This window comes from Streptomyces odontomachi, assembly GCF_024435355.1.
Taxonomy (GTDB): domain Bacteria; phylum Actinomycetota; class Actinomycetes; order Streptomycetales; family Streptomycetaceae; genus Streptomyces; species Streptomyces odontomachi.
Window position 1 is genome coordinate 151,082 of sequence record NZ_JAMJWG010000003.1, and the last position, 26,757, is coordinate 177,838.

21 protein-coding genes and 2 pseudogenes are annotated in these 26,757 nt (G+C 72.1%); 9 read left to right on the forward strand and 14 right to left on the reverse strand.

Features of this window, described 5'->3' with window-relative positions; all coding sequences use genetic code 11:
• Positions 1–82 precede the first annotated feature (82 nt).
• Positions 83–1,339, forward strand: coding sequence for a GNAT family N-acetyltransferase (locus tag NQO67_RS08555; RefSeq protein ID WP_255948901.1), 1,257 nt, complete (start codon positions 83–85; stop codon positions 1,337–1,339).
• Between the two features lie 39 nt (positions 1,340–1,378).
• On the opposite strand, the gene NQO67_RS08560 is transcribed toward NQO67_RS08555, so the two are convergent.
• Both NQO67_RS08560 and NQO67_RS08565 read right to left on the reverse strand, forming a co-directional pair.
• The gene (locus tag NQO67_RS08560) at positions 1,379–1,846 is read right to left on the reverse strand and encodes a chaplin family protein (RefSeq protein ID WP_305125576.1); all 468 of its coding nucleotides are present in this window, start codon (positions 1,844–1,846) and stop codon (positions 1,379–1,381) included.
• Between the two features lie 475 nt (positions 1,847–2,321).
• Complete coding sequence (locus tag NQO67_RS08565; RefSeq protein ID WP_255948906.1) at positions 2,322–2,516, reverse strand: hypothetical protein; 195 nt, start codon at positions 2,514–2,516, stop codon at positions 2,322–2,324.
• Between the two features lie 271 nt (positions 2,517–2,787).
• On the opposite strand from NQO67_RS08565, the gene NQO67_RS08570 reads away from it, so the two are divergent.
• Complete coding sequence (locus tag NQO67_RS08570) at positions 2,788–3,591, forward strand: SURF1 family protein (protein WP_255948908.1); 804 nt, start codon at positions 2,788–2,790, stop codon at positions 3,589–3,591.
• Positions 3,592–3,636: 45 nt separating this feature from the next.
• Here NQO67_RS08570 and NQO67_RS08575 read toward each other — a convergent pair whose 3' ends face one another.
• The 5 genes and pseudogenes from NQO67_RS08575 to NQO67_RS08595 form a co-directional block, all read right to left on the reverse strand.
• The gene (locus NQO67_RS08575) at positions 3,637–5,142 is read right to left on the reverse strand and encodes a hypothetical protein (RefSeq protein WP_255948910.1); all 1,506 of its coding nucleotides are present in this window, start codon (positions 5,140–5,142) and stop codon (positions 3,637–3,639) included.
• A complete protein-coding gene (locus NQO67_RS08580) occupies positions 5,139–5,792 on the reverse strand; it encodes a SigE family RNA polymerase sigma factor (protein WP_255948912.1) in 654 nt (217 codons plus the stop codon). The genes NQO67_RS08575 and NQO67_RS08580 overlap by 4 nt, the downstream gene beginning before the upstream one ends.
• A 536-nt stretch (positions 5,793–6,328) precedes the next feature.
• A pseudogene (locus NQO67_RS08585) lies at positions 6,329–6,553 on the reverse strand (PIN domain-containing protein); the annotation flags it as partial.
• A 48-nt stretch (positions 6,554–6,601) separates the two neighbouring features.
• Entirely contained in the window at positions 6,602–7,714 is a 1,113-nt protein-coding gene (locus NQO67_RS08590) for an aspartate-semialdehyde dehydrogenase (RefSeq protein ID WP_255948922.1), read from the reverse strand.
• Positions 7,714–8,991, reverse strand: a complete 1,278-nt coding sequence (locus NQO67_RS08595) for an aspartate kinase (protein WP_255948933.1) — start codon at positions 8,989–8,991, stop codon at positions 7,714–7,716. The genes NQO67_RS08590 and NQO67_RS08595 overlap by 1 nt, the downstream gene beginning before the upstream one ends.
• A gap of 1,040 nt (positions 8,992–10,031) precedes the next feature.
• Between NQO67_RS08595 and NQO67_RS08600 the strand changes: the two genes are divergently transcribed.
• Positions 10,032–12,083: a GDSL-type esterase/lipase family protein gene (locus NQO67_RS08600; RefSeq protein ID WP_255948944.1), complete on the forward strand. Its 2,052-nt coding sequence runs from the start codon at positions 10,032–10,034 to the stop codon at positions 12,081–12,083.
• A gap of 40 nt (positions 12,084–12,123) precedes the next feature.
• Here NQO67_RS08600 and NQO67_RS08605 read toward each other — a convergent pair whose 3' ends face one another.
• The 3 genes from NQO67_RS08605 to NQO67_RS08615 form a co-directional block, all read right to left on the reverse strand.
• Positions 12,124–12,828 (reverse strand): DUF5063 domain-containing protein, encoded by a 705-nt coding sequence (locus NQO67_RS08605; RefSeq protein WP_255948946.1) that lies wholly within the window; start codon positions 12,826–12,828, stop codon positions 12,124–12,126.
• Positions 12,821–13,420, reverse strand: a complete 600-nt coding sequence (recR, locus tag NQO67_RS08610) for a recombination mediator RecR (protein ID WP_255948957.1) — start codon at positions 13,418–13,420, stop codon at positions 12,821–12,823. The genes NQO67_RS08605 and recR overlap by 8 nt, the downstream gene beginning before the upstream one ends.
• Positions 13,421–13,804: 384 nt before the next feature.
• The gene (locus tag NQO67_RS08615; protein ID WP_255948970.1) at positions 13,805–14,176 is read right to left on the reverse strand and encodes a YbaB/EbfC family nucleoid-associated protein; all 372 of its coding nucleotides are present in this window, start codon (positions 14,174–14,176) and stop codon (positions 13,805–13,807) included.
• 270 nt (positions 14,177–14,446) lie between these two features.
• On the opposite strand from NQO67_RS08615, the gene NQO67_RS08620 reads away from it, so the two are divergent.
• Positions 14,447–15,280: a DNA-formamidopyrimidine glycosylase family protein gene (locus NQO67_RS08620; protein WP_255948972.1), complete on the forward strand. Its 834-nt coding sequence runs from the start codon at positions 14,447–14,449 to the stop codon at positions 15,278–15,280.
• Positions 15,281–15,391: 111 nt separating this feature from the next.
• Positions 15,392–17,173, forward strand: a complete 1,782-nt coding sequence (locus tag NQO67_RS08625; RefSeq protein ID WP_255948974.1) for an MOSC domain-containing protein — start codon at positions 15,392–15,394, stop codon at positions 17,171–17,173.
• A 53-nt stretch (positions 17,174–17,226) separates the two neighbouring features.
• Here the strand turns inward: NQO67_RS08625 and NQO67_RS08630 are convergent, their stop codons facing one another.
• The 4 genes from NQO67_RS08630 to NQO67_RS08645 all read right to left on the reverse strand — a co-directional run bounded on the left by NQO67_RS08630 (position 17,227) and on the right by NQO67_RS08645 (position 22,390).
• Positions 17,227–18,036 carry a TMEM175 family protein gene (locus NQO67_RS08630; RefSeq protein WP_308295633.1) on the reverse strand — a complete coding sequence of 270 codons (810 nt, stop codon included), beginning with the start codon at positions 18,034–18,036 and terminating at the stop codon, positions 17,227–17,229.
• A gap of 33 nt (positions 18,037–18,069) precedes the next feature.
• On the reverse strand, positions 18,070–18,720 hold the full coding sequence (locus NQO67_RS08635; protein WP_255948978.1) for a putative DNA-mimic protein: 651 nt from the start codon (positions 18,718–18,720) through the stop codon (positions 18,070–18,072).
• Between the two features lie 287 nt (positions 18,721–19,007).
• Entirely contained in the window at positions 19,008–21,692 is a 2,685-nt protein-coding gene (locus NQO67_RS08640; RefSeq protein ID WP_255948980.1) for a dolichyl-phosphate beta-glucosyltransferase, read from the reverse strand.
• Positions 21,689–22,390: a GntR family transcriptional regulator gene (locus NQO67_RS08645; RefSeq protein WP_255948982.1), complete on the reverse strand. Its 702-nt coding sequence runs from the start codon at positions 22,388–22,390 to the stop codon at positions 21,689–21,691. The genes NQO67_RS08640 and NQO67_RS08645 overlap by 4 nt, the downstream gene beginning before the upstream one ends.
• A gap of 240 nt (positions 22,391–22,630) precedes the next feature.
• Between NQO67_RS08645 and NQO67_RS08650 the strand changes: the two genes are divergently transcribed.
• The 4 genes and pseudogenes from NQO67_RS08650 to NQO67_RS08665 all read left to right on the forward strand — a co-directional run bounded on the left by NQO67_RS08650 (position 22,631) and on the right by NQO67_RS08665 (position 26,754).
• Positions 22,631–23,182 (forward strand): hypothetical protein, encoded by a 552-nt coding sequence (locus NQO67_RS08650; RefSeq protein ID WP_255948984.1) that lies wholly within the window; start codon positions 22,631–22,633, stop codon positions 23,180–23,182.
• Positions 23,183–23,588: 406 nt separating this feature from the next.
• Positions 23,589–24,032 carry a VOC family protein gene (locus tag NQO67_RS08655; protein WP_255948986.1) on the forward strand — a complete coding sequence of 148 codons (444 nt, stop codon included), beginning with the start codon at positions 23,589–23,591 and terminating at the stop codon, positions 24,030–24,032.
• 236 nt (positions 24,033–24,268) lie between these two features.
• Positions 24,269–24,367 (forward strand): annotated as a pseudogene (locus NQO67_RS08660) (ectoine/hydroxyectoine ABC transporter substrate-binding protein EhuB); the annotation flags it as partial.
• Positions 24,368–24,537: 170 nt separating this feature from the next.
• The gene (locus tag NQO67_RS08665) at positions 24,538–26,754 is read left to right on the forward strand and encodes a serine/threonine-protein kinase (RefSeq protein WP_255948988.1); all 2,217 of its coding nucleotides are present in this window, start codon (positions 24,538–24,540) and stop codon (positions 26,752–26,754) included.
• Positions 26,755–26,757 lie beyond the last annotated feature (3 nt).

Sequence of the window (26,757 nt, forward strand, 5' to 3'; positions counted from 1 at the left end):
GCCCCTGTGCGCCCCGCCCGCACCACCAAGCGCCCCGGCAAAGCGGATTGGCACCCTGCCCCGCACGGAGCTGAGCGTCGAGGTGTGCACGACCTCCGACGGGTTCGGTGCGCTGGCCGACGAATGGGGCGAGCTGTGCGTACGGTGCTCCGCCGCGACCCCGTTCCAGACCCATGCCTGGCTGCATGCATGGTGGCGCGCGTACGGCACCCGGCGGTTCGGACGGGACCGCGGCCTGCGGATCGTCCTCGTCCGCGCGACCGACGCGCCGGCGGCGACCGGTACGACGGCCGGCATGCCGGCCCAGGGGCCCGGCGCGGCGACCCCGGGGCCCGGCGCGGCGACCCGCGCGCCCGGATCCGCCGCCCCTCGCGGGGTACTGGTCGCCGCCGCCGCCCTGCGGCGCACCCATCGCCCGTGGCCCGCGCTGGTGCCGTTGGGCGGTGCGATCTCCGACTTCACGGACGTGCTGGTGGACGATGCGCACGCCACGCGGGTCACCCCGGTGCTGGCCGACGCGCTCGCCGAGGTCGCGGGCGGCGCGCTGATCGACTTTCCGGAGGTTCGGCCGGGCGCGGCCGTGGAGCGGGTCTTCGCCGGCTGGCCCGGGCCACGGCGGGGGCTGCCCGCCTCGGTCTGCCTGGAGTTGCCGGGCGGGTCGATGGACGAGCTGGTGGCCCGGCTGCCGGCGTCCCGCGCGCAGCGGGTGCGTTCGAACCTGCGCAAGCTGGCCGCGTTGGGGCCGGAGCGCCGGGTGGTGCCGCCCGACGAGGTGCCCGGCGCCCTGCGCACCCTGCTCGACCTGCACCGTGTGCAGTGGCAGGGGCGCGCCAGGAAGGTGACGCGTGAGCACCTGAAGCCGCGGTTCAGGGCGCACCTGGAGCGGGCGGTGCACGCCATGGTGGTGCGCGGGGAGGCAGTGGTGACCGAGTTCCGCTTCGACGGTGCGCTGCTCGCGGCCGACCTGACCCTGCTGGCACCCCGGCTGACCGGCGGTTACCTGTACGGGGCCGATCCACGTCTACGGGGCTGGAAGGTGGACGTGATGACGATGCTGGTGCAGTCGTGCATCCTGCACGGGGCCGGGAGTGCACCCGGTTCCGCCGGCACCCGGGTGCTGAGCCTGCTGCGCGGCGACGAATCCCACAAGCACCACTGGCGCCCGCAGAGGGTCGTCAACCGGCGGCTCCTGCTGGCCGGCCGGCGCACCGCCGTGCTGCTGCGCGCGACCGTCTGGGCGCACGCGGCGCGCACCCGCGCCAAGGCGCTGCTGCGCGCCGTGCGGGAGCGGGCCGCGACACGACGACACGGCACCGCGGCCGGGACGAGTCGTCCTTGACTCCCCCGGCCGCGGTGCCGTGTGACACCGCCCGATCGATCAGGCGCGGGCGGCCACGGCCCTGCCCCGGCGGTAGAGCACCACACCGCCGGTGAGCAGCACCGCGCCGAGGCCGGCCGCCGCGATCGTGGTCGGGTTGCCGCCGGTCTCGGCCAGCTGGGGCTGGGCCGGCAGGGTGCGGGCCTGGACCGGTTCCGGAGCCTGGTGGACCGGTGCCGGGGTGTCCGGCTTGGCCGGCTCGGTCTCCGGCTGGCTCTCTTCCTTCGGCTTCTCCTTGTTGTGGTCGTCGTCGACGTTGGCGCAGTGGGTGCCGAATGCCGGGTTGAGCGCGGCGATGATGTCCAGGCTGTTGCCGCAGATGTTCACCGGAACGTTCACGGGCACCGAAACGCTGTTGCCCGACGCCACACCGGGCGAGTCCGACACGACCGCGTCCGCGTCCGCATCGGCGAACGCGAAGGCGCCGGGCACGGACAGGATGCCCGTCACGGCCGCTGCCGTGAGCATTCCCTTACTGAGGACCTGTCGCAATCTAGTTGTCTTCCTGCTCGCAATGGGAGCCGGCCCCACGGCTGACCGTCCAGGTCCGGCACTGACACAGCCTGGCAGGCTGCTACGGCTGCCACGTATTTCTTCGCGTGGGCGCGCAATCACGGTGGCGGCCATATGATGCTGCTTTTCCTACTGCATTTACCGCATTCCATGTCCGCCGACCGGGAACGCGCCCCCGTGAACGTTGGCATCTGCTCAACTGCCGTGCACCCGAATGGTTTCGCCTTGTCACCCTGCCGATGTTCCATGTGTTTTTCCGGGAATGTTATTTCCACTCGGGAATCGGCGGACCACACCCCGATCCGGCCGCCCCAGCCACCCCAGACCGGCCCAGACCCAGCCACCCCACACCACCCCAGAACCCCAGACCCGGGTACCGCTCACCGACCCAGACCCAGCCCCCACACACCCGGCCAGGCCCAGGCGCCGCTCAACCGCGCGGCCAGTGATCACGTGACACGAGCGCGTTCCACTCCGGGTCCGGCCGACCCGGCAGGGTCCTGCCCTGGCGGCGCCAGGACTCCATCAACGCGGCGTAGAGCGGCTCCGGTACCGGATTCTCACGGGTGCGTCTGCTCGCCGGAATGAATCCCTGCCGTTTCCAGCGGCCATTGGATTTCGTCATGCTCCCTCATTGCTTGCTCCGGCGGCCGTGCACACACGGGTGATCCCCTACCGATCCCTGCTGATCCAATACCGAGCATGCCCCACGGCACCCGTGACGGCACGCATCGGAAATTAAGCCGTATGAAGTCGTATGAATATGACCGCTCGGGAGACACATTCGCGAAAACGGCTCTCCCGGGGCACCGCACCGGAATTCGGCGCCACCACCCCGGTCGCCGGACGAGGTCCCCGTCGTCCGCGCCCGTATCGGGGCCCCGTACCGTGGAGGGGTGTACCGGTTCCTGCTGACCCCCCGCTGGTGGGCGATCAACGCCTTCCTGCTGCTCGCCGTGCCGCTCTGCGTCTTCATGGGAACGTGGCAGCTGAGCCGGTTCCAGGACCACGTGCACGCCCAACGCGCCAGCGACCACGCCGCCGAGGCCGCACACACCGCCCGCCCCCGGCCGCTCGGGTCGCTGCTTCCCGTGACGCAGGACACCTCCGGCAAGCGGGCCAGCGTGACCGGCCGCTACGACCGCCAGTTCCTGGTCCCGGACCGTCAGCTGAACGGCAGGACCGGCTCTTACGTGCTGACCCTGCTGCGCACCGGCGACGACAAGGCGCTGCCCGTGGTGCGCGGCTGGCTGCCCGGCACCCCGAGCCCCTCCGCCACCCCGGCGCCACCGACCGGCCAGGTCACCGTGACCGGCGCCCTGCAAGCCTCCGAGAGCCCCGGGTCGAACGGCGTGAGCGGCGCCGGCGGGCTGCCCGCCGGCCAGGTCGGCATGATCAGCGCGGCCTCCCTGGTGAACCTCGTCCCCTACCAGGTGGACGACGCGTGGATCACGCTCGACAGGGCGGACGACGGGATGAAGGCGGTACCGGCCACCGCCCCGGAGGGCAGCGGCCTGGATCTGAAGGCGTTCCAGAACCTCGGCTACACCGGCGAGTGGTTCGTCTTCGCCGGCTTCGTGCTCTTCATGTGGTTCCGGTTGGCACGGCGCGAGGCGGAAGCGGTACGAGACGCCCGCCTGGGGTTGGTCCCGGACGAGCCGTCGGACGAGCCGTCGACGGCACCCGCGGACGTTCCGTAAGCGGACGTTCCGTAAGAGGACGTTGCGTGCCGGGCCGGCAGGCTCTCAGGACGTCGCCAGCAGCCCCGTCCGGTAGAGCGTCCCCGCGCAGGCGTGCGGGATGGTGGTGGTCGCGCTGGGGGCCCCGGGGTCGGCGGTGTGCGAGACGGTGACGCTGCCTTCGCCCGGTGTGACGTCCTCGCTGTAGAGCTGGGTGGACATCTGGCTCCCGTCGGAGCTGGACGGCGCCATTTCGGTCCGGTCGCTGCCGGAGTCGCCGCCCGTGCTCGGGGTCGGGTCGGCCGTGGGCCCGCCGCTGCCGCCTTCGGGCTGGCAGGTCTCCGAGGGCACCCAGGCGAACTTGATCTCGTAGGCCGCACCGGGCTGGAGGATCAGCTGGGCCGGCTCTGCGGCGGGCGAGGGCAGTCCGCTCGCCGGGTCGCCCGCGGTGTGGTCGACCACGTTGATCTTCGACGGGTCCGCCGCGCCCTGGGCGACCGTGGCGACGGTGCCGGCGCCTTCGATGGTGCAGTCGCTGTCTGAGACGTTGGTGACGCGGAAGCTGCCGTAGACCCGGCCGTCGGCGTCGGCCGTGCCGATGGTGGACTGGACGTTGCCGAGCGCGGTGGCGGCGCAGGCCGGGGAGGTGGCGGCCAGGGTGCGGTCCGGGTCGGGTCCGCTGCTGGCGCCGCCGCTCTGATCCGTGCCGTCGCCGGTGCCGTGGCCGCTGCCCTTGTCGGCGCCGCCGGTCGTGCCGCCCGTCTGGCCCGGGCCCTGCCGGCCGCCGTCGGTGTCCTTGCCGCCCGACGTGCCGCCGTGCACCGCCTCGCCGTGTCCCGCGACGGATGTGTGGTCCCCGCCCGAGCCGCCGGACCGTGTCACGTGGATGACCGCGGGGACGGCGGTGCAGAGCAGGACGGCCGCGGCGACGAGCCCCACGAGGGCCTGCCGCTTGCGGGCACGCCGCGCGGGCACCGCATGACGCAGGTGATCCAGGCTGCCCGGCCGGGGCTCGACGTCCTGCACGGCCTCCTTGAGCAGCCGGCCCAGCGCCAGTTCGTCGGCGCCGAACGCGGGGTCGCCGGACCCGTCGGGATCGAAACCGCCGTCATCCGGGCCGCCGGTACCGGGGCCACGCCTGCCGGGACCGCCGGGCCCCGCGGGGGCACCGGGTCCACGAACGTTTCTGTCGCCGCTTTCAGCGCTTTCGGCGCGGTCGGCGCTTCGGCCGTCTCGGGCGTGCGGCACGCCGAGGGTGCCGTGCTGCTCCGGGGGCTCGGGGGCGCCGGGCCAGGCCGGGGTGCCGGATCCAGCGGCGCCGGTTGCGTTCCCCTCGGGGAGGCGGTCGGTGGGGCCCTGTGTCACGGAATGGTTCCCAGCGTGCTGCTCGTCTGTGGGACGGCCGCCCAGGTCGGGCGGGCCGTATCGGCTGTCGGGATGGTACCGGCCGAGGTCGCGCCCGTCGCCGTACCGGCCGGCCCGGCCCGTGTACCGGCCGGACGCGACACGGCCGGCGCCGGGGCCACTGCCGCCGCGCTTGTCCCTGTCGTCCCCCGGTCCGGTGCCTTTCATGCCGGCGCCCCCATGGAGACGCGCAGGGCCGCGATGCCGCGAGATCCGTACGCCTTCACGGAGCCGAGGGAGATGCCGAGCGTCTCGGCGACCTGGGCCTCGGTCATGTCGGCGAAGTAGCGCAGCACCAGCACCTCGCGCTGGCGACGCTGGAGCCCGCGCATCGCCTTGATGAGGTCGTCGCGCTCCAACTGGTCGTACGCGCCCTCTTCGGCGCTGGCCATGTCGGGCATCGGCTTGGGGAGCAGCTTGAGCCCGAGGATGCGGCGACGCAGCGTGGAACGCGACAGGTTGACCACGGTCTGGCGCAGGTAGGCCAGGGTCTTCTCCGGGTCGCGCACCCGCTTGCGGGCGGAGTGCACCCGGATGAACGCCTCCTGCACGACGTCCTCGCAGGACGCGGTGTCGTCCAGGAGCAGCGCGGCCAGGCCGAGGAGCGACCGGTAATGCGCGCGGTAGGTCTCGGTGAGATGATCAACTGTGGTACCGGCGGCCATGACGTCGTCAGCGCCCTCGCGCTGCAACGGAACACGGGTGGGCCGCGCCGCGGGGGCGATCACCGGCATGCCGCCGGAGACACGCGTGCGCCGGGGCGGCCGTAGAACGGCGCCGACCGCGGGCGCCACTGAGATGTCGAGAACCTCTGCCACGCCAGTTGGACACTCTTCCCCCTGTCAGGGTTGTACGCGCCTGCAGAGTCGTACACACCGTTTTCGCCACACCGCCCGCACCCTATGCGGTCCCGGCGCCCGGCCCCGCCGGGGGCTCCCGAAGCCCCCTCCGGCGTGCGCTCCGCCTGCGGTGCACCGCGGTGCGTCCCCGGGGTGGCACGGTGGTGGGTTCCCGTACGCTCCCGAGGTCTCGGGCAGGGCGCGGGAGCCGGTCTACCCGGCACTGCCGCCAGCGTCGCGCCGCCCGCCGTCATGTGCACCAGCTCTTCCCTTTTACCCCGCGCCAACCCATTTCCGCCGCGGGCGCCCGCCACCACTGGCGGCGGTCCCGAAGACGCAACTCATCCCCATGCGGTTCCGGAAACGAACAAAAATATCCTTCATCCACCCACGTAGTCGAGAGCGACGCCCACCGCACGGTCAGCCGGACCTCGTGGTCCTTCACGCCCAAGCCTGAACAGGTGCGCGGTGGACTCGTTACCGTGCAGGCCCTCCAGGGCGGCCTTGCCCAGGTGTTACGGCCGGGAGCCGTCCCTGAGCATCATCGTGCGTTGCCCGGTGTGCCGGGCGATCGCCTCGAAGTCGCGGTCGCAGTGCAGCAGGATGAGACCGGACAGTTCGGCCACCGCCGCGACAAGAAGGTCGACCGGTCCGGCGCTGCGGTGCTCGCCGTGATCGACCAGAAGCTGCTGGACCAGGGCCCGCCGGAAGGTGCCGTCCGGGATCGGCACCCAGACGTAGAACCCGCTCAGATACCTCTCCAGCACGCCGCTCAAGAAGGGAGCGGTTCACCCACCGATTTCCGCCGCGACCAACTCCGCCACCTGCACCGCGTTCAACGCAGCCCCCTTACGCAGGTTGTCCCCGCACACGAACAACTCCAGCGCGGTCGGATCATCGAGCGCGCGCCGCACCCGCCCGACCCACGTCGGATCCGTGCCGACCGCGTCCGCCGGGGTGGGGAACTCACCGGCTTCCGGGTTGTCGAAGAGCACCACTCCGGGCGCGGTCGCCAGGATCTCGCGGGCCCGGTCGACGGTGACCTCGTCCTCGAAGCGGGCGTGGACGGTCAGCGAGTGGGTGGTGACGACGGGCACCCGCACACAGGTGACGGCAACCTTCAGCCGCGGCAGTCCGAGGATCTTGCGGGACTCGTCCCGTACCTTCATCTCCTCCGACGACCAGCCGTCCTCCCGCAGGGAGCCGGCCCACGGCACGACGTTCAGCGCGACGGGTTCCGGGAAGGGCCCGGTGTCGTCGCCGATGACGCGCCGTACGTCTCCGGGGACGGTGCCGAGTTCGGAGCCGGCGACGAGGGAGAGCTGGCGGCGGAGCGTCTCCACTCCGGCCTGTCCCGCGCCGCTGACGGCCTGGTAGGACGAGACGATCAGCTCGCGCAGCCCGAACTCGGCGTGCAGCGCACCGATCGCGACGATCATGGAGAGGGTGGTGCAGTTCGGGCTGGCGACGATGGAGCGCGGCCGGATCCGGGCGGCGTGCGGATTGACCTCGGGCACCACGAGCGGCACGTCCGGGTCCATCCGGAAGGCCGCGGAGTCGTCCACGACGACGGCACCGCGCTCGGCGGCGAACGGCGCCCAGTGCGCGGCGACGTCGTCGGGCACGTCGAAGATGGCGACGTCGACGCCTTCGAAGACCGCCTCGTCGAGCGCCAGGACCTCGACCTGCTCACCGCGCACGGTCAGCTTGCGGCCGGCCGAGCCATGGCCATGGGAGTCCCCCTTGCCCGAGCTCGGTCGAGAACTCGGAGGAAGGGGATGGTCGACGAGTCTGATTTCACCCCAGATATCCGCGTGTTGGGACAGAATCTGGAGCATGACCGCGCCGACCGTCCCGGTCGCTCCCACGACTGCGAGCGTCGGCCGCGCGGAGGCAGCCATCAGCGGCCGGTGCCTCCGTACACCACGGCCTCGTCCGTCTCGGAGTCGAGCCCGAAGGCGGTGTGCACGGCGCGGACGGCCTCGCCCACGTCGTCGGCGCGGGTGACGACGGAGATGCGGATCTCGGAGGTCGAGATCAGCTCGATGTTCACCCCCGCGTCGCTGAGCGCTTCGAAGAACGCTGCCGTGACCCCGGGGTTGGTCTTCATCCCGGCTCCGACCAGGGAGATCTTCGCGATCTGGTCGTCGTAGCGCAGGGACTCGAAGCCGACGGTGGGCTTGATCTTCTCCAGGGCGTCGATGACCTTGCGGCCGTCGGTCTTGGGCAGCGTGAAAGAGATGTCGGTGAGCCCGGTGGACGCCGCGGAGACGTTCTGCACGATCATGTCGATGTTGATCTGGCCATCGGCGATCGTGCGGAAGATCTTGGCGGCCTCTCCCGGCTTGTCCGGCACGCCGACGACCGTGACCTTGGCCTCGGAGGTGTCGTGCGCGACACCCGAGATGATGGCCTGCTCCACCTTCTGAGCTCCTTGTGCGTGTGGCTCGTTGCTGACCCAGGTGCCCGGCAGTCCGGAGAACGAGGACCGGACGTGAATCGGGATGTTGTACCGGCGGGCGTACTCCACGCAACGGTGGAGCAGCACCTTCGAGCCGGAGCTGGCCAGCTCCAGCATGTCCTCGAACGAGATCCAGTCGATCTTCCGCGCCTTCTTCACCACGCGCGGGTCCGCGGTGAAGACGCCGTCGACGTCGGTGTAGATCTCACAGACATCGGCCTCGAGGGCCGCGGCGAGCGCCACGGCGGTGGTGTCGGAGCCGCCACGCCCCAGCGTGGTGATGTCCTTCTTGTCCTGCGACACACCCTGGAAGCCGGCGACGATGGCGATGTTGCCCTCGTCGACGGAGGTGCGGATGCGCCCCGGGGTGACATCGATGATCCGGGCTTTGGTGTGGACGGAGTCGGTGATGACGCCCGCCTGGCTGCCCGTGAAGGACTGGGCCGCGTGGCCCAGGTTTTTGATCGCCATCGCCAGCAGCGCCATGGAGATCCGCTCTCCGGCGGTCAGCAGCATGTCGAACTCACGGCCGGCAGGCATCGGGGACACCTGCGCGGCGAGATCGATCAGCTCGTCCGTCGTGTCGCCCATCGCGGAAACGACGACAACCACCTGGTTGCCGTTCTTCTTCGCTTCCACGATTCTCTTGGCGACGCGCTTGATGCCTTCGGCATCGGCTACGGAGGAGCCTCCGTACTTCTGCACGACAAGGCTCACGTGCGCTCCTCGCTCCATCTGTCTGTTTCACGCACTTTGCACAAGTGCGGCACCGGTCATTTTACCGAGTGGCCGGGATCCGGCCCGTGCGTACCACATCGCGAGACCTGGGCCCGCGATGTGGGCGGTTCGGGGTGGGACGGTCCGTGGTGTCCGGGCGGGGCGCCCGGCGGCCCAGACGGGCATCTGCCCCGGTTCGGTGACATCCACTCGCGTCTGCGCGAAAAGTGGCCCGGGTCACCCCGGGCCACTTCGGGGCCTCACGGTTGGGGGTTGCCCCGGCGTACCCCGGGGGTGCGAGGCTGTGACACTTCGCGGCTCCACCACGTGGGCGCGACCGGCCCCGACGAGACGGTCGGATCGCCACCGACCCGGAGGGGCTGTTCCTGTCGCGTCCGGACCACCGACCCGGTGGCCGGTTGCTCGCGCAGTTCCCCGCGCCCCCAGAGGGTGGGCGCGTTGCACCCCCCTGGACCCCGATGTCGGGCACAAAGTGCCCACCCATCAGGGGCGCGGGGAACTGCGCGACCAGCCCCGACGAAACCACCGGATCCCCACCAACCCGAAGAGACTGCTCCCGTCGCACCCGGACCACCGACCCGACGGCCAGTCGCTCGCGCAGTCCCCCGCACCCCCAGAAGGTGGGCGCCTTGCGCCCCCCAGACCCCGATGTCGGGCACAAAGTGCCCACCCATCAGGGGCGCGGGGAACTGCGCGACCAGCCCCGACGAAACCGCCAGATCGCCACCAACCCAAAGAGGCTGCTCCCGTCGCACCCGGACCACCGACCCGACGGCCAGTCGCTCGCGCCCACACGCCGCGGAGCGGCATATCGGTACAGCCCCGCACCCCTTGTATGGCGCCTTCGGCGCCCCAAGGGGGCCGGCAGGCCCCACCCCACCCGTTCGGAATGCCGAACCACGGTCAGAACTACGGACGCAATCCGTGTGACATCTGTTGACTCTGAACCGATTCAACGCTTCCATCGGACGACTGGGAGCGCTCCCACATTTCCCCCACCCCCGTGAGAGGAGCCACCCGTGCCACCTGTCATGACCCACCCGGCCTGGAAGGCCGTCCGCCGCCTGCTGCTCGTGGCACTGGCGGCCACGCTGACCTGGGCCCTGGCCGCCGCGGGGGCCTTACCCGCGCACGCCGCCAGCACCGCCAGCACGGCCGTCACCGGAAACGGGTCGGTGAGTGATCCCAACATCGACTACGTCGGGCGCTGGACCATCGGGTCCGGCACCGCGGTGCCCAACTGGACCGGCGCCTACCTGCGGACCGGGTTCACCGGGAGCACGGTGAAGGTCGTCGCCCGGGACGCGGTGAACTTCTACGTCAGCATCGACGGCGGCCCCGACGTCTTCTACGCGGGCGTGAAGGGCACCGTCGACCTCACGCCGACCAAGCTGTCCTCCGGCAACCACACCCTGCGCATCGAGTACCGCTCGGGCGACACCGTCTTCGAGGGCCTCCAGTTCGACAGCGGCGCCGGCACCATCGCGCCGTCGGCCTCGTCCGGGCTGCTGGAGTTCGTCGGGGACTCCATCACCGCCGGCTACCTCACCGACCGGCTCGCCATGGACGCGTACGGCTGGAAGACCGGGGAGCTGCTGGGCATGCGGCACACCCAGATCGCGCGCGCCGGCTACTGCCTGGTCAGCAAGGACGGCTGCGTCGGTCTTGACCAGCAGTTCTTCAGGACGGCCAGCACCGGCACCGAGAGCTGGGACTTCTCGCGCTACCAGGCGAGCGCGGTGATCATCAATCTGGGCACCAACGACGTCGGGCACACCGTCACCAGCGCCGAGTTCCAGTCCGCCTACACGCAGCTGCTGCAAGGGATCCGGGCGAAGTACCCGAACGCCCACCTGTTCGCGATGCAGACGTTCAAGCAGCGCTACGTTCCCGAGACCAAGGCCGCGGTGGACGCCCGGCGGCAGGCGGGCGACAGCCGGGTCAGCTATGTGGACACCACGGGCTGGCTCACCGACGGCACCGACTACGAGGACGGCAACGGCCACCCGAACGAGGCGGGCCACACCAAGGTCGCCCAGAAGCTCGCCCCGATCATCAGCGCGGCGCTCGGCAGCAGTGCACGCAGCGCGCGGGCGACGACGGCGACCGCGACGGCCACCACGGCGGCCACCGCTGCTGCCCCCGGGCAGCCCGGCGACCCGAACATCACCTTCGTCGGCCGCTGGGACACCACCAGCTCCAGCACCGCCTACACGCCGTACTGGGCGGGCGCCTACTTCCGCACCGGGTTCACCGGGACCACCGTCAAGCTGAAGCAACGCAACACCATCGACCTGTGGGCCAGCATCGACGGCGGCACCGACGTCTTCTACGACGACGTCTCCGGCACCGTCGATCTCACGCCGAACAAGTTGTCGTCCGGCAACCACACCCTGCGGGTGCACTACCAGGTGGTGGCGGGCTCGTACCACGGTGACGCGGTCTTCCAGGGGCTCGTCCTGGACAGCGGCGCCAGTACGTTCAAAGCGGCGACGCCCTCGCATCTGATCGAGTTCGTCGGTGACTCCATCACCGTCGGCACCACCACCTCGCAGAACGCGAGCACCGCCTACGGCTGGCTGATCGGCGAGAAGCTGGGCGCCGACCACACCCAGATCGCCCAGGGCGGCGCCTGCCTGGTCGCCACCTCGGACGGCTGCGTGGGCCTGGAGCAGCAGTTCACCAAGCTCAATCCGAACGCCGCCACGCCCAGCTGGGACTTCTCCCGCTACCAGGCGAACGCGGTGGTGATCAACCTCGGCACCAACGACGTGGGCCACTCGGTGTCCACGACGACGTTCCAGAGCGCCTACACCAGCCTGCTGCACAAGGTCCGTGCCGCCTACCCCAATGCGTGGATCTTCGCGTTGCAGACCTTCCGGGGGCGGTACGTGCCGCAGACCCAGGCCGCCGTGCAGGCGGTGAACGGCGAGGGCGACAGCCGGGTGTCCTTCGTCGACACCACCGGCTGGCTGAGCGACGCCGACATGTCCGACAGCGTCCACCCGAACGACCAGGGCCACCGGGTGATCACCGACCACCTGGCGCCGATCATCTCGGCGAAGCTCTGAGCACGGCCCCCGCGCCCCGCACAGGGCGCGGGGGCACCGCTCACTCGCCCTTGTCGCGCAGGCCCAGTGGTGCCGCGATCTCCTCGGCCATGACCCGGCCGGCCTCCTCAGCGAGGGAGTCCTCGCCGAGGTCCTGGTCGGTGTCGAGGCCGTCCAGCTCCTCAAGGGGCTGGTTCAGGCGGACGTGCGCCACCAGGGACTGGAGGGCCCGCAGCGCGCCGGACGCGGTGGCGCCCCAGTTGGAGAAGTACGAGAACTGCCACCACCACAGCGCCTCGGGCGCCCGGCCCGCGCGGTAGTGCGCCATGCCGTGCCTCAGGTCCGTGACGACGTCCGCCAGGTCGTCGGAGATCCGGCAGGCGACGGGCGCCTTGCGGGGCTCGTACGGGTCGAAGACCTCGGAGTAGACGTCGATCGGCTCGAGCAGGGCCGCGAGACGGTCACGCAGCTCGGCACCCTCCTCGGCGTCCCGCTCGGGTCCGAGGTCGGGCTCGTAGCGCTCGTCGGGGACGATGTCCTCGTGCGCGCCGAGCCGGCCGCCGGCCAGCAGCAGCTGGGAGACCTCCAGCAGCAGGAACGGGATGGCGGAGTCCGGCTCGTCGCCCTTGGCCACCTCGGTGACCGCGACGATGAAGCTCTCGATCTGATCGGAGATCTGCACCGAGAAGTCGTCCGGGTCGGCGCCGAGTGCCTTCCGCGCGCCGTCGGCGTCGGGTGTGGTCGCGTGCAGCGTGGTGTCAGACATCTAGGAGTCGTCTCCCCTCGAAAGCGCGGCCCAGGGTGACCTCGTCCGCGTACTCCAGATCCCCTCCCACCGGGAGGCCGCTGGCCAGGCGGGTGACCTTGAGGCCCATGGGCTTGATCATGCGCGCGAGGTACGTGGCCGTGGCCTCGCCCTCCAGGTTGGGGTCGGTGGCCAGGATCAGCTCGGTGACGGTGCCGTCCGCGAGCCGGGTGAGCAGTTCGCGGATCCGCAGGTCGTCGGGGCCGACGCCCTCGATGGGGCTGATCGCGCCGCCGAGCACGTGGTACCGGCCGCGGAACTCGCGCGTCCGTTCGATCGCCACGACGTCCTTGGGCTCCTCGACGACACAGATGACGGCGCCGTCCCGCCGGGCGTCACGGCAGATGCCGCAGCGTTCCTCCTGCGCGACATTGCCGCACACCGCGCAGAACCTGACCTTCGCCTTGACCTCCATCAGGGCGTTGGCCAGTCGCCGTACGTCCGCCGGCTCGGTCTGGAGCACGTGGAAGGCGATCCGCTGCGCGCTCTTGGGACCGACGCCGGGCAGCCTGCCCAGTTCGTCGATGAGGTCCTGGACCACGCCTTCGTACAACGGACTGCCTCTCTTGCCTGGTGCGGATGCCGGGGTGTCCGGCCTCCGCCGTGCCCTGTCGTGCGCCTTGCCCCCGGAACGGGTCTCACGCGTTCCGGCCCACGGGTTTCCCGTGGTCTGTGTCTCACAGGTCGCGCGACCTCGCAGGTCGTGCTGGTCGTACGGTCGTGGACGGTGGTCGTACGGTCGTCGGCGGTGGCTGTCCGGGTCGCTGGGGACCGGCTCCGGTCGTACCCGGTGCCGGTCGAGGCTGGTGGTGGCCCCGACCGGTAACCGTAGTTCGCCGGACCGCGTTCTTTGAAGCCTCGGGACGATTCCGGCCGGCCCGGGCCAGACCGGGCCCGACGGGCGGGACCGGGCCCCGCCCGTGCGCCGCCGACCGGGTCAGCGGCCGCCCAGGCCCGGGAAGCCACCGCCGCCGCCGAGGCCCGGGAAGCCGCCGCCACCGAGACCCTGGGCGAGCGGGCCGAGCTTGTCCTGCTGCACCTGCTGGGCGTTCTCGTTGGCCGCCTGCACCGCGGCGACGATCAGGTCGGCGAGGGTCTCGGTGTCCTCCGGGTCCACCGCCTTCGGGTCGATGTGCAGCCCGCGGAGCTCGCCGGCACCGGTCACGGTCGCCCGCACCAGGCCACCGCCCGACTGTCCCTCGACCTCGGTCTGTGCCAGCTCCTCCTGCGCACGCGCGAGGTTCTGCTGCATCTTCTGGGCCTGCTGGAGCAGCTCCTGCATGTTGGGCTGCCCACCACCGGGAATCACGTTCGGGATGTCCTTTGCGCCTGAACCGGCGCCCGCTTTCGCGGAGCTGGTTGCGGTTTCGTCGTGGTGACTCAATGAATGGTTGCGGTGAGTGGTCTGTATTTCAATCAATGGCGAGCCGCCCGCATGGCAGCCGCCCGAACACGAGCCTACGTGCTCGGGCGGCCCGACGTCCCATGCATCCCGGGGCCCGGCCTGGGCACCCGTGGTGGGCGGCCCGGGACCGGGCGGCCGAGGCCACGACGGTGCACGGCGAGGTGGTGGAGGTCCATGCCCGAGCTCCCCGACGTGGAGGCGTTCCGGAAGGTCCTCGCGTCCTGTGCGCAGGACGCGGTGATCCGGCGGGTGGATGTGTACGACACCGGTGTGCTGCACGACGTCAGCGCCGCCCGGCTGCGGCGGGAGCTGACGGGCCGGTCCTTCGCCGCGCCCGAACGGCACGGCAAGTGGCTGCTGGCCCGCACCTCGGGCGACGACGACGCCGACGGCTCCCCCACCGTGCTGCTGCACTTCGGCATGACGGGGCGGCTGGTGTGCTGTGCACCCGGCGAGGAGCGGCACGCGCACGACCGGGTGGTCTTCACCGTGGCACCGGCGCAGCGCGGCCGGCACGAGCGCGAGCTGCGCTACCGCGACCAGCGCAAGTTGAAGGGGTTGTGGCTGGTCGACGACGCCGGGGCCAAGCGGATGCTGGCGGACCAGGGGCCCGACGCCGCGCAGGTGAGCCAGGCGGAGTTCGACGAGCGGCTGGCCCGGCGGCGGGGCGGGGTGAAGTCGGCGCTCACCGACCAGTCGCTGCTGGCGGGGCTCGGCAACCTGCTCGCCGACGAACTCCTGTGGCGGGCCCGGCTGGCCCCCGACACCCCGGTCGGCACGCTCACCGACGCCGACCGGGCACGCCTCTACAAGGAGATGCGCAGCACCCTGAAGGCGACGGTCCAGGCCGGCCGCATCCCGGACCGCGCCACCTGGCTCACCGGCCACCGCGACGACGATCCCGCCCGGTGCCCGCGCTGCGGCACGGGCCTACGGCGTGACCGGGTCTCGGGCCGTGCCACGGTGTGGTGCCCGCACTGCCAGCCACGCGACGGCAAGCGGTCCTGATGGCGAGCGGTGCCCCCGCGGCGCGGGTCCTGCCCCGGTCGCGCCCCGCTTGCGCCGGCACGCGACCGGGCGACGATGGGCGTAGGGGGCCGAGCGCTGCGAGGTGAGCGGGTGGCGAGGCTGCTGTCGGTCAACGTCGGTCTTCCCCGGCACGTGCCGTGGCACGACCGCACCGTCTACACCGGCGTGTGGAAGCAGTCCGTGCCGGGACCGCAGACGGTGCGGCGGCTCAACATCGACGGGGACGGGCAGGGCGACCTCCAGGGCCACGGCGGCGAGCAGCGCGCCGTGCTCGTCTACCAGATCGACTCCTACCGGTACTGGCAGGAGCACTTCGGCCGGGACGACTTCGGCTACGGCCAGTTCGGGGAGAACTTCACCGTCGACGGGCTCGCCGACGACGAGGTCTGCATCGGGGACCGCTACCGGATCGGCACGGCGGTCTTCGAGGTCACCCAGCCACGCGTCACCTGCTACCGGGTGGGGATGCGCATGGGCGAGCCGCAGATGGCCGCGCTGCTGGTCTCCCACCACCGGCCCGGGTTCTACTTCCGAGTGCTCACCGAGGGGCAGGTCACGGCCGGCGACGAGATCGTGCGGGTGGTGCGGGGACCGGAGGGCGTCACCGTCGCGGAGATCGACGCGCTGCTGTACCTGCCGGGCCACCGGCCGGAGGACCGGGAGAGGATCGCGCGGGCCCGGCGCATCCCGGCGCTCAGTCCCGGCTGGCAGTCCTCGTTGCAGACGCTCCTCGACCAGGGTGCCGGTACGGGGACGGCGGGCGGCAACCCGGCGCTGAACGCGGCGGCCGGGGCGCCGAAGCCCGCCTGGCCCGGCTTCCGCCCGATGCGCGTCACGGCGATCACCCGGGAGAGCCGGGACATCTTCTCGTTGACGTTCACGGGCGAGCGGGACGAGCCGCTGCCGGTGCCCCTCGCCGGCCAGTTCCTCACCCTGCGGCTGCACCCCCCGTCGCAGGGGGCGCCCCTCATCCGCAGCTACTCGCTCTCCGGCCCACCGGACGGCAGCCGCTACCGCATCACCGTCAAGCACGAGCCGCACGGCCGTGCCAGCGGGCAGCTGAGCGAGCACGTGCACGAGGGGGACCTGCTGGACGTGGCCGCGCCGCGCGGCACGTTCACCCTCGCCCCCGGGGACGATCCGGTCCTGCTGGTCTCCGGCGGCGTCGGCGTCACGCCCGAGATGGCCATGCTGCACGCGCTCGCCGCCGAGCGCTCCGGTCGGGAGGTGTGGTGGCTGCACGGGGCGCGCAACGGTGCGGAGCGCGCCTTCGCCGCGGAGTCCGACGCCCTGCTGGCCCGGCTGCCCCGCGCCCACGCGCACGTCTGCTACAGCGCGCCGCTGCCCGGCGACCGCCTCGGCCGGGACTACGCGGCCGCCGGGCACCTGTCCGCCGGGCGCTTCGCGCAGCTGGGGGTGCCGACGAGGGCGGCGGCCTACCTGTGCGGGCCGCAGGCCTTCCTGCGCGACCTGCACGCCGGTCTCGTCGACTACGGCATCGACCCGGGCCTGATCCACACCGAGACCTTCGGCACCGAACCCGCCGTCACGCCGGGGGTCACCGCCGGCACGGAGCCGTCCGGTCCGCCCCACCCGCCGAAGGGCCCGCCGGGTCCTGGGCCCGAGGTGTCGTTCGCCCGCAGCGGCCTGAGCGCCAACTGGGACCCGGCCTACGCGAGCCTGCTGGAGTTCGCCGAGGCGTGTGACGTGCCGGTCCGCTGGAGCTGCCGGACCGGCATCTGCCACACCTGCGAGACCGGGCTGCTGTCCGGCGAGGTGGCGTACCTCCCGGAACCCGTGGACCCGCCGGCCGAGGGCAACGCGCTGACCTGCTGTTCGACGCCCCGCGACGCCGTGGTGCTCGACCTGTGACGATCACCCGATGCGACGATCACCGGACAACCGACGGATACCGAATGTGACGATCACCGTCGGACGGACCTGACGAGCCGGCCGAGCGGGCCCTCGTACAGGCCCTCGCTGGTGAGGGCGTGGTAGAGGATGACCACGATCACGCACACCAGCCCCACCCACGGGGCGATGAACCAGCCGCCGATCCCGCAGACCACGTACAGCACCACGCCGGTGAGCGGACGGACTCGCTGGATGCGCAGATAGGACGCCGTCACGCCCGGCTCCAGCAGGTGCGGCCGGGACCGCAGATAGGTGAACGCTCCCCACCACGGGCCGCCCATGACCGCAGCTGCGGCCGCGTAGACCACCACCGCCACGCGTTCGTCGTGCCGGCTCCCCCCGGCGAACGCGGTGGCGAGGATCTCGGTCGGGAAGGGCACGATCACCGCCCCGAAGAGGATGCCCAGGTTGATCCACTTCAGCCCGATCGCCATCCGCCGTACCCGCCGGAAGAGGGCGTGGTGGTTCAGCCAGATGACCCCGACGTAGCAGAAGGAGACCAGGAACGCGAGGTACGAGGGCCACAGCTGCCCCAGTGCGTACGGGAGACGCCCGGGCCGGTGCGGGGGCGGCTTGAGGTCGAGCACCAGAAGCGTGATCACGATGGCGAGGACGGCGTCGCTGAACGCCTCGACCCGGCCGGTGTCCGAGAGCCGGACGTCCTCTTCCTGGACGGCGGTCAGTGGGCGAGCACCTCGTCCCCTTTCGGAACGGCGGACGCGCCCCCGTCGCGACCGGCGGAGCACGCGTCCGACCGCGCCCCGGGCGCCCCGGGCGGCCCTGGCACCCGATCGCCCGGGTACACCGGGCGCGCCCGGCACGCCCCGTGCACGCCGGGGCGTGCCGGGTGGCGGTCAGCTGAAGACCATCATCGCCCCTTGTGCCAGGCTCCGCATCGCCGCCGCGTGCAGTCCCGCCCACACGTGCCGCTCCCGCGCGAACGGATCACCGTCCGCCGGTACCGGTGCCGCCGGCTCCTCCAACTCCGTGGGCGCCGTGGGCGGCCGGGGTGCCGCCGGGGGTTTCGACGGGTCGATCCCGATCGACGGTGCCACGTACTCCAACTCCCGCAGCAGCGCGTGCGACGACCCCAGCGGCCCGCCCCCGGCCAGCAGGTCGTCGTTGCACAGCGGCTCGGCGAAGTCCACCGGCACGTAGGCTCCCGCGTGGTCGTAGTGCCAGACCAGGTGGGACTGCTGGGCCGTGGACTCGAACATCTCCAGCAGTTGCTCGTAGTCCCCGCCCAGCTCGTCGACCGGCGTCACCGCGAGGCCGCACATCTGGAGCAGATAGGCGCGCCGGAGGAAGTGCAGTGCGTCGTAGTCGAAGCCGGCGACGGGCGCCACGTCGCCGGACAGGCCCGGCATGTAGGCGTAGACCGGCACCGGGGGGAGCCCGGCCTCGCCGAGCGTGCGGTCGTAGAGCGCCAGTTCCTCGGCGAACGGGTTGTCGGGGCTGTGGCACAGCACGTCGACGAGCGGGACCAGCCACAGGTCACAGGCCAAGGAGCACTCCTCACGTAGGTCGCCTACGGCTCGTACGGGGGTCGTACGGGGGTCGTACGGTCATCTGGTTCGCGCGCATCGGCGCCGCCCACGGCACGTGAAGCGCGTCACACGGTCAAGAAAGCGTAATGCGTCGGCGGCATGTCGGCCCCTGGCCCGGTGCGTACCCGGCGGAAGGGCCGGTTCACCCTCGAGGCCGTCACGTGCCTGCGTCGGCACGTCCACACGTCCGCTTACGTCCTCACGTCCTCACGTCCCCGCGTCTCTCGTCTTACGTCCCCGCGTCCTCACGTCCCCGCGTCTCTCGTCTTACGTCCTCGCGTCCCCGCGGGGCCGTGCAGGTCCCAGATCCAGACGCCGTCGACCCACGTTCCCGGGCGGCCCAGCAGTTCGCGCAGGACGCGGCGGAGTGCCACGTCGTTCCGCTGGGGCGGGAGCACCACCAACCCCGCTTTCCAGAACGCGAGGTCGGCCTTGGCCCGGGCCCGCCACACGGCGTCGATCTCGGGGACCCGGCCCGTCCCGCTCACCTGGCGCAGCAGGAGGGAGGTCCAGCGGGGCGGGGCGCCGTAGATGCCGACGCGGTCGAGTCCGTAGGGGCCGTTGAAGTAGCCGCCGGGCAGGCTGAAGCCCAGGTGGGCGATGGTCTGCCAGTGCAGCCCCTCGGCGTTTCCGGGATCGGGCAGCGGCACCGGCACGAGGGTCTCGCCGGTGCGGGTGTCGGGGTCCGGGAGATACACCGACCAGGTGCCGTCGGCGATGAAGGCCGGCACCGGCGCCCGGTCCACCGCCTTGAGCGGCCGGGGCACGATCGGCAGCAGGGCGGCGGCGACGGCGGCGAGTCCCGCGATCCGCAGGACGGTGCGCAGGGGTGCGCGGCGGACGGCTCGCAGGCTCGCCCGGAGGAACGTCCGAAGGGTCACCCGGAGGACCCGTCCGCGGGGCACCCCCCTCAGGCGCGCGCCCGCCTGCTCCGTCCCGGTCCCGAGCAGCCCCTGCACGGCAACCGCCACCATCATCCCCAGCGCGGGTGCGCAGACCATCGCCATCCGCGATTCGATGACCGATTCGAAGAGCGGCAGGTGGGCGACGAGCCGCCAAGGGCCCGGCAGGGTGGCGTGGGTGAACGGGACGGGGATGCGCACGCCGAGGGAGAGGACCGCGGCCAGCAGTGCCGTGACCGCCAGCGCGCGCACCGCCGGACGGCGCCACCACCGCAGGGTGATCGCAAAGGCGAGGGAGACCAGCGGCCAGCCGTAGAAGGCGTTCTGCTCGGTCGGGTTGTCGGCGAGCCGGGCGGCCGTGGCCGCGTCTCCCGCGAGCGAGCGCTCGGCGAACGAGAGCAACGCGAGCGGGCTGTTGGCGGACCGCTTGCCGTGCAGCATGCCGCCGTAGCTCTGCGGTCCGAAGAACTGCCAGTGCAGCGGGTAGACCACCAGCGGCAGGCACACCGCGACGGAGACCAGCAGCCCGTACACCAGCGGACGCCACGCCGCCCGCGCCGCGTCCCGCCGCACCGCCCCGTACGCGGCCAGGAACAGCACCAGGCCGATCGCCGCGAGCAGCAGCGGTTCCTCGCCCAGGAAGATCTGGTACGCCACGTACAGACCGAGGACGGCGCCATGCCGCACCGCCCGGTCGGTGCCGTCCTCGGCGAGCCGCAGCACCCGTTCGATGATCGGCGGGATCATGAAGAGGACGACGAAGTTCGGGTGCGCGTTGGCGTGGCTGACCATCGGCGGCGCGAAGGCGGCGAGCAGGGCGCCGACGGTGGCCGCCGGGCGGCCGGGCGCGATCCGGCGCAGGATCAGCCGGTACCAGGCGGCGGCGGTCGCGGCCAGGCCCACCGTCATGACCAGGGAGAGGGTGACGGCCGGGCCGAGCAGCCAGGTGAGCGGGGCGCAGGGGACGCTCAGGCCGAGCATGGCGGTGTTCGCCATCAGGTTCACGCCGTCCGGATAGCCCTGGAGCGTGGTGAACAGCGGATCGTGCAGATGGGCCACGTGGTCGGCGGTGACCGCGAAGAACCACTCCCACTGGTTCTGGTCCTGGAGCGAGTCCGGCAGATAGCGCCCGCTCGGACCGCCGCCGCTCCACCGGCCCCAGTTCAGGGCGAAGGACGCGGCGAGGAAGAGGACGACGGCGACGACGTCCGCGGGGCGCACGGCACGTACCGCGTTGCGCAGCGGCCTGGTCCGCAGGGCGGTCAGCTCGGCGAGCACCTTCAGGTAGTCCAGGGCCCGCACCTTGGAGCCGTCCTGGTGCGCCCAGCGCACCGGCACCTCGGCGACCCGGCGTCCGGTGCGGCGCAGATGGCGCAGTATCTCGACGTCGATGCCCCAGCCGGTGAGCCGGGACGCGGCGAAGGCCTCACGGGCGGCCTCGCCGTCGAACAGCTTGAAGCCGCACTGGGTGTCACGGATGCCGGGCACCGCGACGCCGCGTATCAGGTAGTTGCCGGTGCGGCCGAGCAGCTCGCGCAGCGGGTGCTGGTGGGCGTCGATGCGGGCGCCGGGCATCGCACGTGAACCGATGGCGGCCGCGTGCCCGTCGTCGAGCGCCTTGTCGAGCGCGTCGAGTTCCTCGATGGGGGTGGCCAGGTCGGCGTCCGTGACGAGCACCCGGCGCCCGTAGGAGGCGAGCACGCCCTGCCGCAGGGCGTGGCCCTTGCCACGGTTGCGGTCACCGGTGACGAGGTGGATGCGCGGTTCGCGTGCGGCGGCCTCGGCGGCGATCCGGCGGGTACGGTCGGTGGAGCCGTCGTCCACGACGATCAGCTCCCACTCGCCCCAGGGTCCGGGAGCGTGCGACGGCCGGCGCCCGTCAGCGCCGCCGGCGCCGACGCCGGCCTCCTCCGATCCCCCGGCCGCCCCGTCCCCCCGCAGATACGCGCAGATCGCCTCCAACGTCGGGCCCAGGCGACCTTCTTCGTCGTACGCCGGAACGACGACGGTCAGGTCCACCGCGCTCATTCAGCCGACAGCCGTTCGACCAGGGCGAGCCAGTGGGCGTTGCAGCTCGAGATGACGGCGCGCGCGGCGGACGGGTCACGGCGCATCAGGGCGTCCACCAGGTCGGTGTGCCCGGCCCACAGCCGCCCTCTGAGGTCGGCCTGGCTGCGTAGCAGCGGCACGGCGCACGCCCAGCACTGGACGCGCAGCCGGTGCAGGAAGTCGGCGAGGTAGGGGTTGCCGAAGAGCGCGTTCAGCTCGCGCCAGAAGCGCAGGTCGTAGCCGATGAGGACGTTCAGGTGACCGCCGACGGCGGCGCGGCGGGCCTCCTCGGCGCGGCGGCGGACGCCGCGCAGCGTGGCCTCGTCACGGGGCGCGAGGTGTCGCAGTTCCTGGGGGCGGCAGGTCGCGACCCGTTCGGCGAGGTCGCTGAAGATGCCGTCGGCCACCAGGTTGCGGGCCTCGATCATGCCCCGGTAGTCGTCCAACGAGTACTCGTGGACCCGGAATCCGCGGTGCTGCACCGAGTCCAGCAGCCCCTGCGCCGAGAGATCGACCAGCGCCTCGCGCACCGGGGTCGCGGAGACCCCGTACTGCTCGGCGATCTCCTTGACGGTGAACTCCTGCCCCGGGGTCAGCCGCCCGGCCAGCACCTCGTCGCGGAGTGCGTCGGCGATCTGTTGGCGCAGGGTGCTACGGGTTACGGCGGGGCCGCGCATGGTAGTGCCTGCCTCCCCGGGACGTGGCGCGTACGAGCTGAGGGACGTGGCGCGTACGAACGGACGACATCGAACCGACTACATCGAACTGACGACATGTATCGGACGTAACCCTACGCGGCACTGCGCAAAGTGGGACGCGGTGAGTTGGCGCCCCGTTGCGTGTTATTGACGCGTCCCTGACATATACGGGAGGGTGACGCACCGATCGACCTCCCACCCCCCACCGGAGGACCACGGATGAAGCGCATCACCCATGCACTGATCCCGGCAGCGGCGTGCGCGGCCCTGCTGCTCCCCCTCGCACCCGTCGCGACCGCGACGACCGCACACACCGGTGTCCACGGCGTGTCCGCCGCGGCCTCGCGCGATGCCGCCGCCGTCACACGCGACACCGTCATCGCCCGCGCCCAGACCTGGCTGACCGCCGACGACGGCCACCAGGTCCCCTACAGCCAGTCCGCCACCTGGGACGGCTACCGCACCGACTGCTCCGGCTACGTCAGCATGGCGCTGGAACTCGCCAAGCCGGGACCCAACACCGTCGGCCTGGCGACCAGCACCTACACGTCGAAGATCGCGATGGGCAACCTGGAGAAGGGCGACCTGGTGATCGACGCGACGGGCACGTCGACCACCCGGCACGCGGTCATCTTCGAGAAGTGGACCAGTTCGGCGCACACCGCGTACTGGGCGTACGAACAGCGGGGCGGTCACGGCACGGACCACCGCACGCTGACGTACGGTCTCGGCACGGACGACTACGACGCGTACCGGCCGAACAAGTACTGACCTGACCAGTACCGACCGAGGCGCGGGTCGGGTCCGCGGTGCGGGCGGCGTCGCCGGCCGCGTACGCGCCGCGGGCGACCCACCCCGGGGCCGCGCACGACCGCCACGGCCCCACCCGGACGCTGACGACCCGACGGTCTCGTCGTAGCTTGTCGCGCAGTTCCCCGCGCCCCCCAGGAAAGCAGGAGCACCCTCAACCCTGGGATGGTGCCGAAGGCACCTCACAAAGGGGCGCGGGGAACTGCGCGAGCAACCACCCACCGACCGGTGGTCCGAACACGACAGACACAGCCCCACCCGGACGGTGACGACCCGCAGGGTCGCCAAGCAGCCCCCGGCGACCCGCCACGCACCCCAACGGGGCACAACGGCGTGGGCCGCGTTCCATGGGGCCACACTGGTCCCCATGGAACAGCGCATCAGCATCGTCACCCTCGGCGTCACCGACCTCCCCCGTGCCAAGGCGTTCTACGAAGAACTCGGCTGGCGCGGTCAGGAGATGGCGGAAACCGTCTTCTTCCAGGCCGGCGGCCTCGCTCTGATCCTGTGGTCACGGGACAAGCTCGCCGACGACAGCGGACGTCAGGACCGCGCCCCCGCGGGCACCTTCGGCGGCATCGTGCTCGCGCAGAACCTCCGCTCGCGGGAGGAGGTGGACGCCCTGATGGACGCCGCGCGGCAGGCCGGCGCCACGATCAGCCGGCCGGCGGCGGAGACCTTCTACGGGGGCTACGCGGGCGTGTTCACCGATCCGGACGGGCACTCCTGGGAGATCGCCCACAACCCGGGCTTCACCCTGGCCGAGGACGGCTCGCTGGTCCTGCCGGACTTCGGCGCCGACGCCGGATGACGAGCCTGCGCACACGCGAAGCCGCGCACTGTGCTGACGCCCCGCCACAGAACAGCGGGGGTTGGGGGGATGCCAGAGGGTGTCGGCCGCGTGCTCGCGGACCGGTATGAGCTCAGGGAACTGCTCGGCCGCGGCGGGATGGGCGAGGTCTGGGCCGCCTGGGACGGGGTCGTACGACGCCACGTGGCAGTGAAGCTGCTCCAGCACGCGAGTGGCATGGCCGACGGGGAACACACAAGCTCCGTCAGACCGGCGAACTGCTCCAGCTCAGCCGCCCCTTCGGCTTCGTACCGGAGGACATGACGGATCTGGCGGCGAAGGAGCTGTGCGGCTGAACTTCGTCCCTGCGAACGGCGCCCCTGCACGGGTAGCGGGTACCGGACAACGGCCGACAACCGTACGCGGAAGGCGCCAGGGGCGGGTTACGATCGCCGTGCACCCTGCACGATCAGCACCGTTCTGAATCAGCGCCGTTCTGAAGAACATCTGAAGAACAGGGGAGTACGTGGATCCGCTCACGGCCGACGACCCGGTCCAGCTCGGTCCCTACCGGCTGCTCGGGCGGCTCGGTGCCGGCGGCATGGGGCAGGTGTACCTGGCCAGGCCACCGGGTGGGCGCACGGTCGCGGTGAAGCTGGTGCGACGGGAGTTCGCCGCCAGGCCGGAGTTCCGCCGCCGGTTCACCCAGGAGGTCGCCGCGGCACGTCGGGTGGGCGGCGCCTGGACCGCGCCCGTGCTGGACGCGGACACCGAGGCGGCGGTCCCGTGGTTGGCCACGGGCTACGTGCCCGGCCCCTCGTTGAGCAGTGTCGTCGACGCGTACGGGCCGCTGCCCGAGTTCTCCGTGCGGGTGCTCGCGCACCGCCTCGCCCGTGCCCTGGAGGCCATCCACACCGCCGGCCTGATCCACCGCGACCTCAAACCGTCGAACGTGCTGCTGACCGTCGACGGCCCCCGCGTCATCGACTTCGGCATCGCCCGCGCCCTGGACACCGTCGTGGACGCGGTGGACGCGGTGCGCACCCAGACGGGGGTGGTGGTCGGCTCGCCCGGCTTCATGTCGCCCGAGCAGGTGCGCGCGCAGCGCGTCACGGCCGCGTCCGACGTGTTCTGCCTCGGCTCGCTGCTGGCGTTCGCGGTGACCGGGCGGACCCCGTTCGGCGACACGGCGGGCGAACTGCACGCGCTGCTGTACCGGATCGCCGAGGAGGAGCCGGACCTGACCGGGCTGCCGGCCGGGCTGACCGACGTCATACGGGACTGCCTGCGCAAGGACCCGGCCGCGCGGCCCACACCGCAGGAGATCGCCCGGCGCACCGCGCTGGCCACCGCCCCCGCCGGGTCCGCAGCGGCAGCGCGTGAGGAACAACCCTGGCTGCCCGGCCCGCTGCTGGCGGAACTCGGCCGCCAGGCGGCGCAGTTGCTCGACACGGACGGCGCCCCCGTGCCACCACGGGAACCCGCCGCCCCGCCCACCCCGACCGGTCCCCCGCACGCGCCCACCATGTCCGCCGTCGGCTCGCCCCCGTCTCCGCCGTCCGCGCCCCCGTACGCCCCGCCTTCGGACCCCGGCACCATGTCCCTCGGGTCGCACGGCCCACGACTGCACACGACGGCGCCCAACGCGGCTTCGGGCACCCGTGGTGCGCCCCGCCGCGGGCTGCGTGCCGCGCTGCTCGGCGGGGGCGGGGTGGTGGTCGCCGCCGTGTGCGCCGTGCTGGTGGTGAACCTGCTGGACGGCCCCGGCGACGGGGACGGCAAGGACGCGGGGAAGAGTCCGCAGAACGGCGGCGTCACCTCCTCCAGGAGCGCCACTCCGAGCGAGGAGACAGGGAAGGCAGACGTCCTCCCGGCCGGCTTCGCCGGCACCTGGGAGGGCGACGTGTCCGGCACCCCGCAGCAGGACGTGCGGTACATGCGCCTGACGCTGACCGGGGGCACCGCGCCCCACGAGACCACCGACGGGACGGATGACGAGACCGCGGACGAGACCGCGGACGGGATCGCAGACGAGATCGCAGACGGGATCGCCCACCGGACGGGGACGCTGGGGCAGGCGGCAGCGGAGCCCCCCACCGCACGGCTGCTGCTCAACACCCCGGACGAGTTGTGCGAGGCCGAGGCGGAGCACCACGCCCACACCGCCGACCGCCTCGTCCTCGCCCCGCTCCAGGTCACCCGTATCCACCCGTCGGACGGCCCCGACGGCCCGTGCGCCCTGGCCGACCAGCAGACGATCACCCTCACCAAGAAGGGCCTGCACTGGGTCTCCGGCGGCCTGAGCGCCGACCTGACCAGGGCGAACACGGGCGAGCGCGCGGTCCCCACGGCCTACGTGGGCACCTGGCACCCGGTCAGGCCCCAAGGCGCCGGGGCCGACCTCAGTGGCCTGCGCACCGTCGTGCCCTGGCCCGCCGGCGCGGACGGCACCGGCGGCGCTCCCACGATCACCATCACCCAGGGCCCCTTCGGCACCGCGGTGGCCCGCTCCACCGCCACCGTGCACGGCAGGCACTGCACCTGGCACGAGATCCTGTTCGCCGTCGACAACGGCAACGCCCTCTTCATGGGCCCCTACGAGGTCGACCCGGACACCTCCGACGACGGCTGCCGCTCCGGCGGCACCACGCATGTCTACGCCCCCGAGGACGACGGCACCCTCCTCTTCGGCGGCCCCGACGCCAAGCCGGAGCAGATGGGCCACCTGAAGCGCGCGGACTGAGGG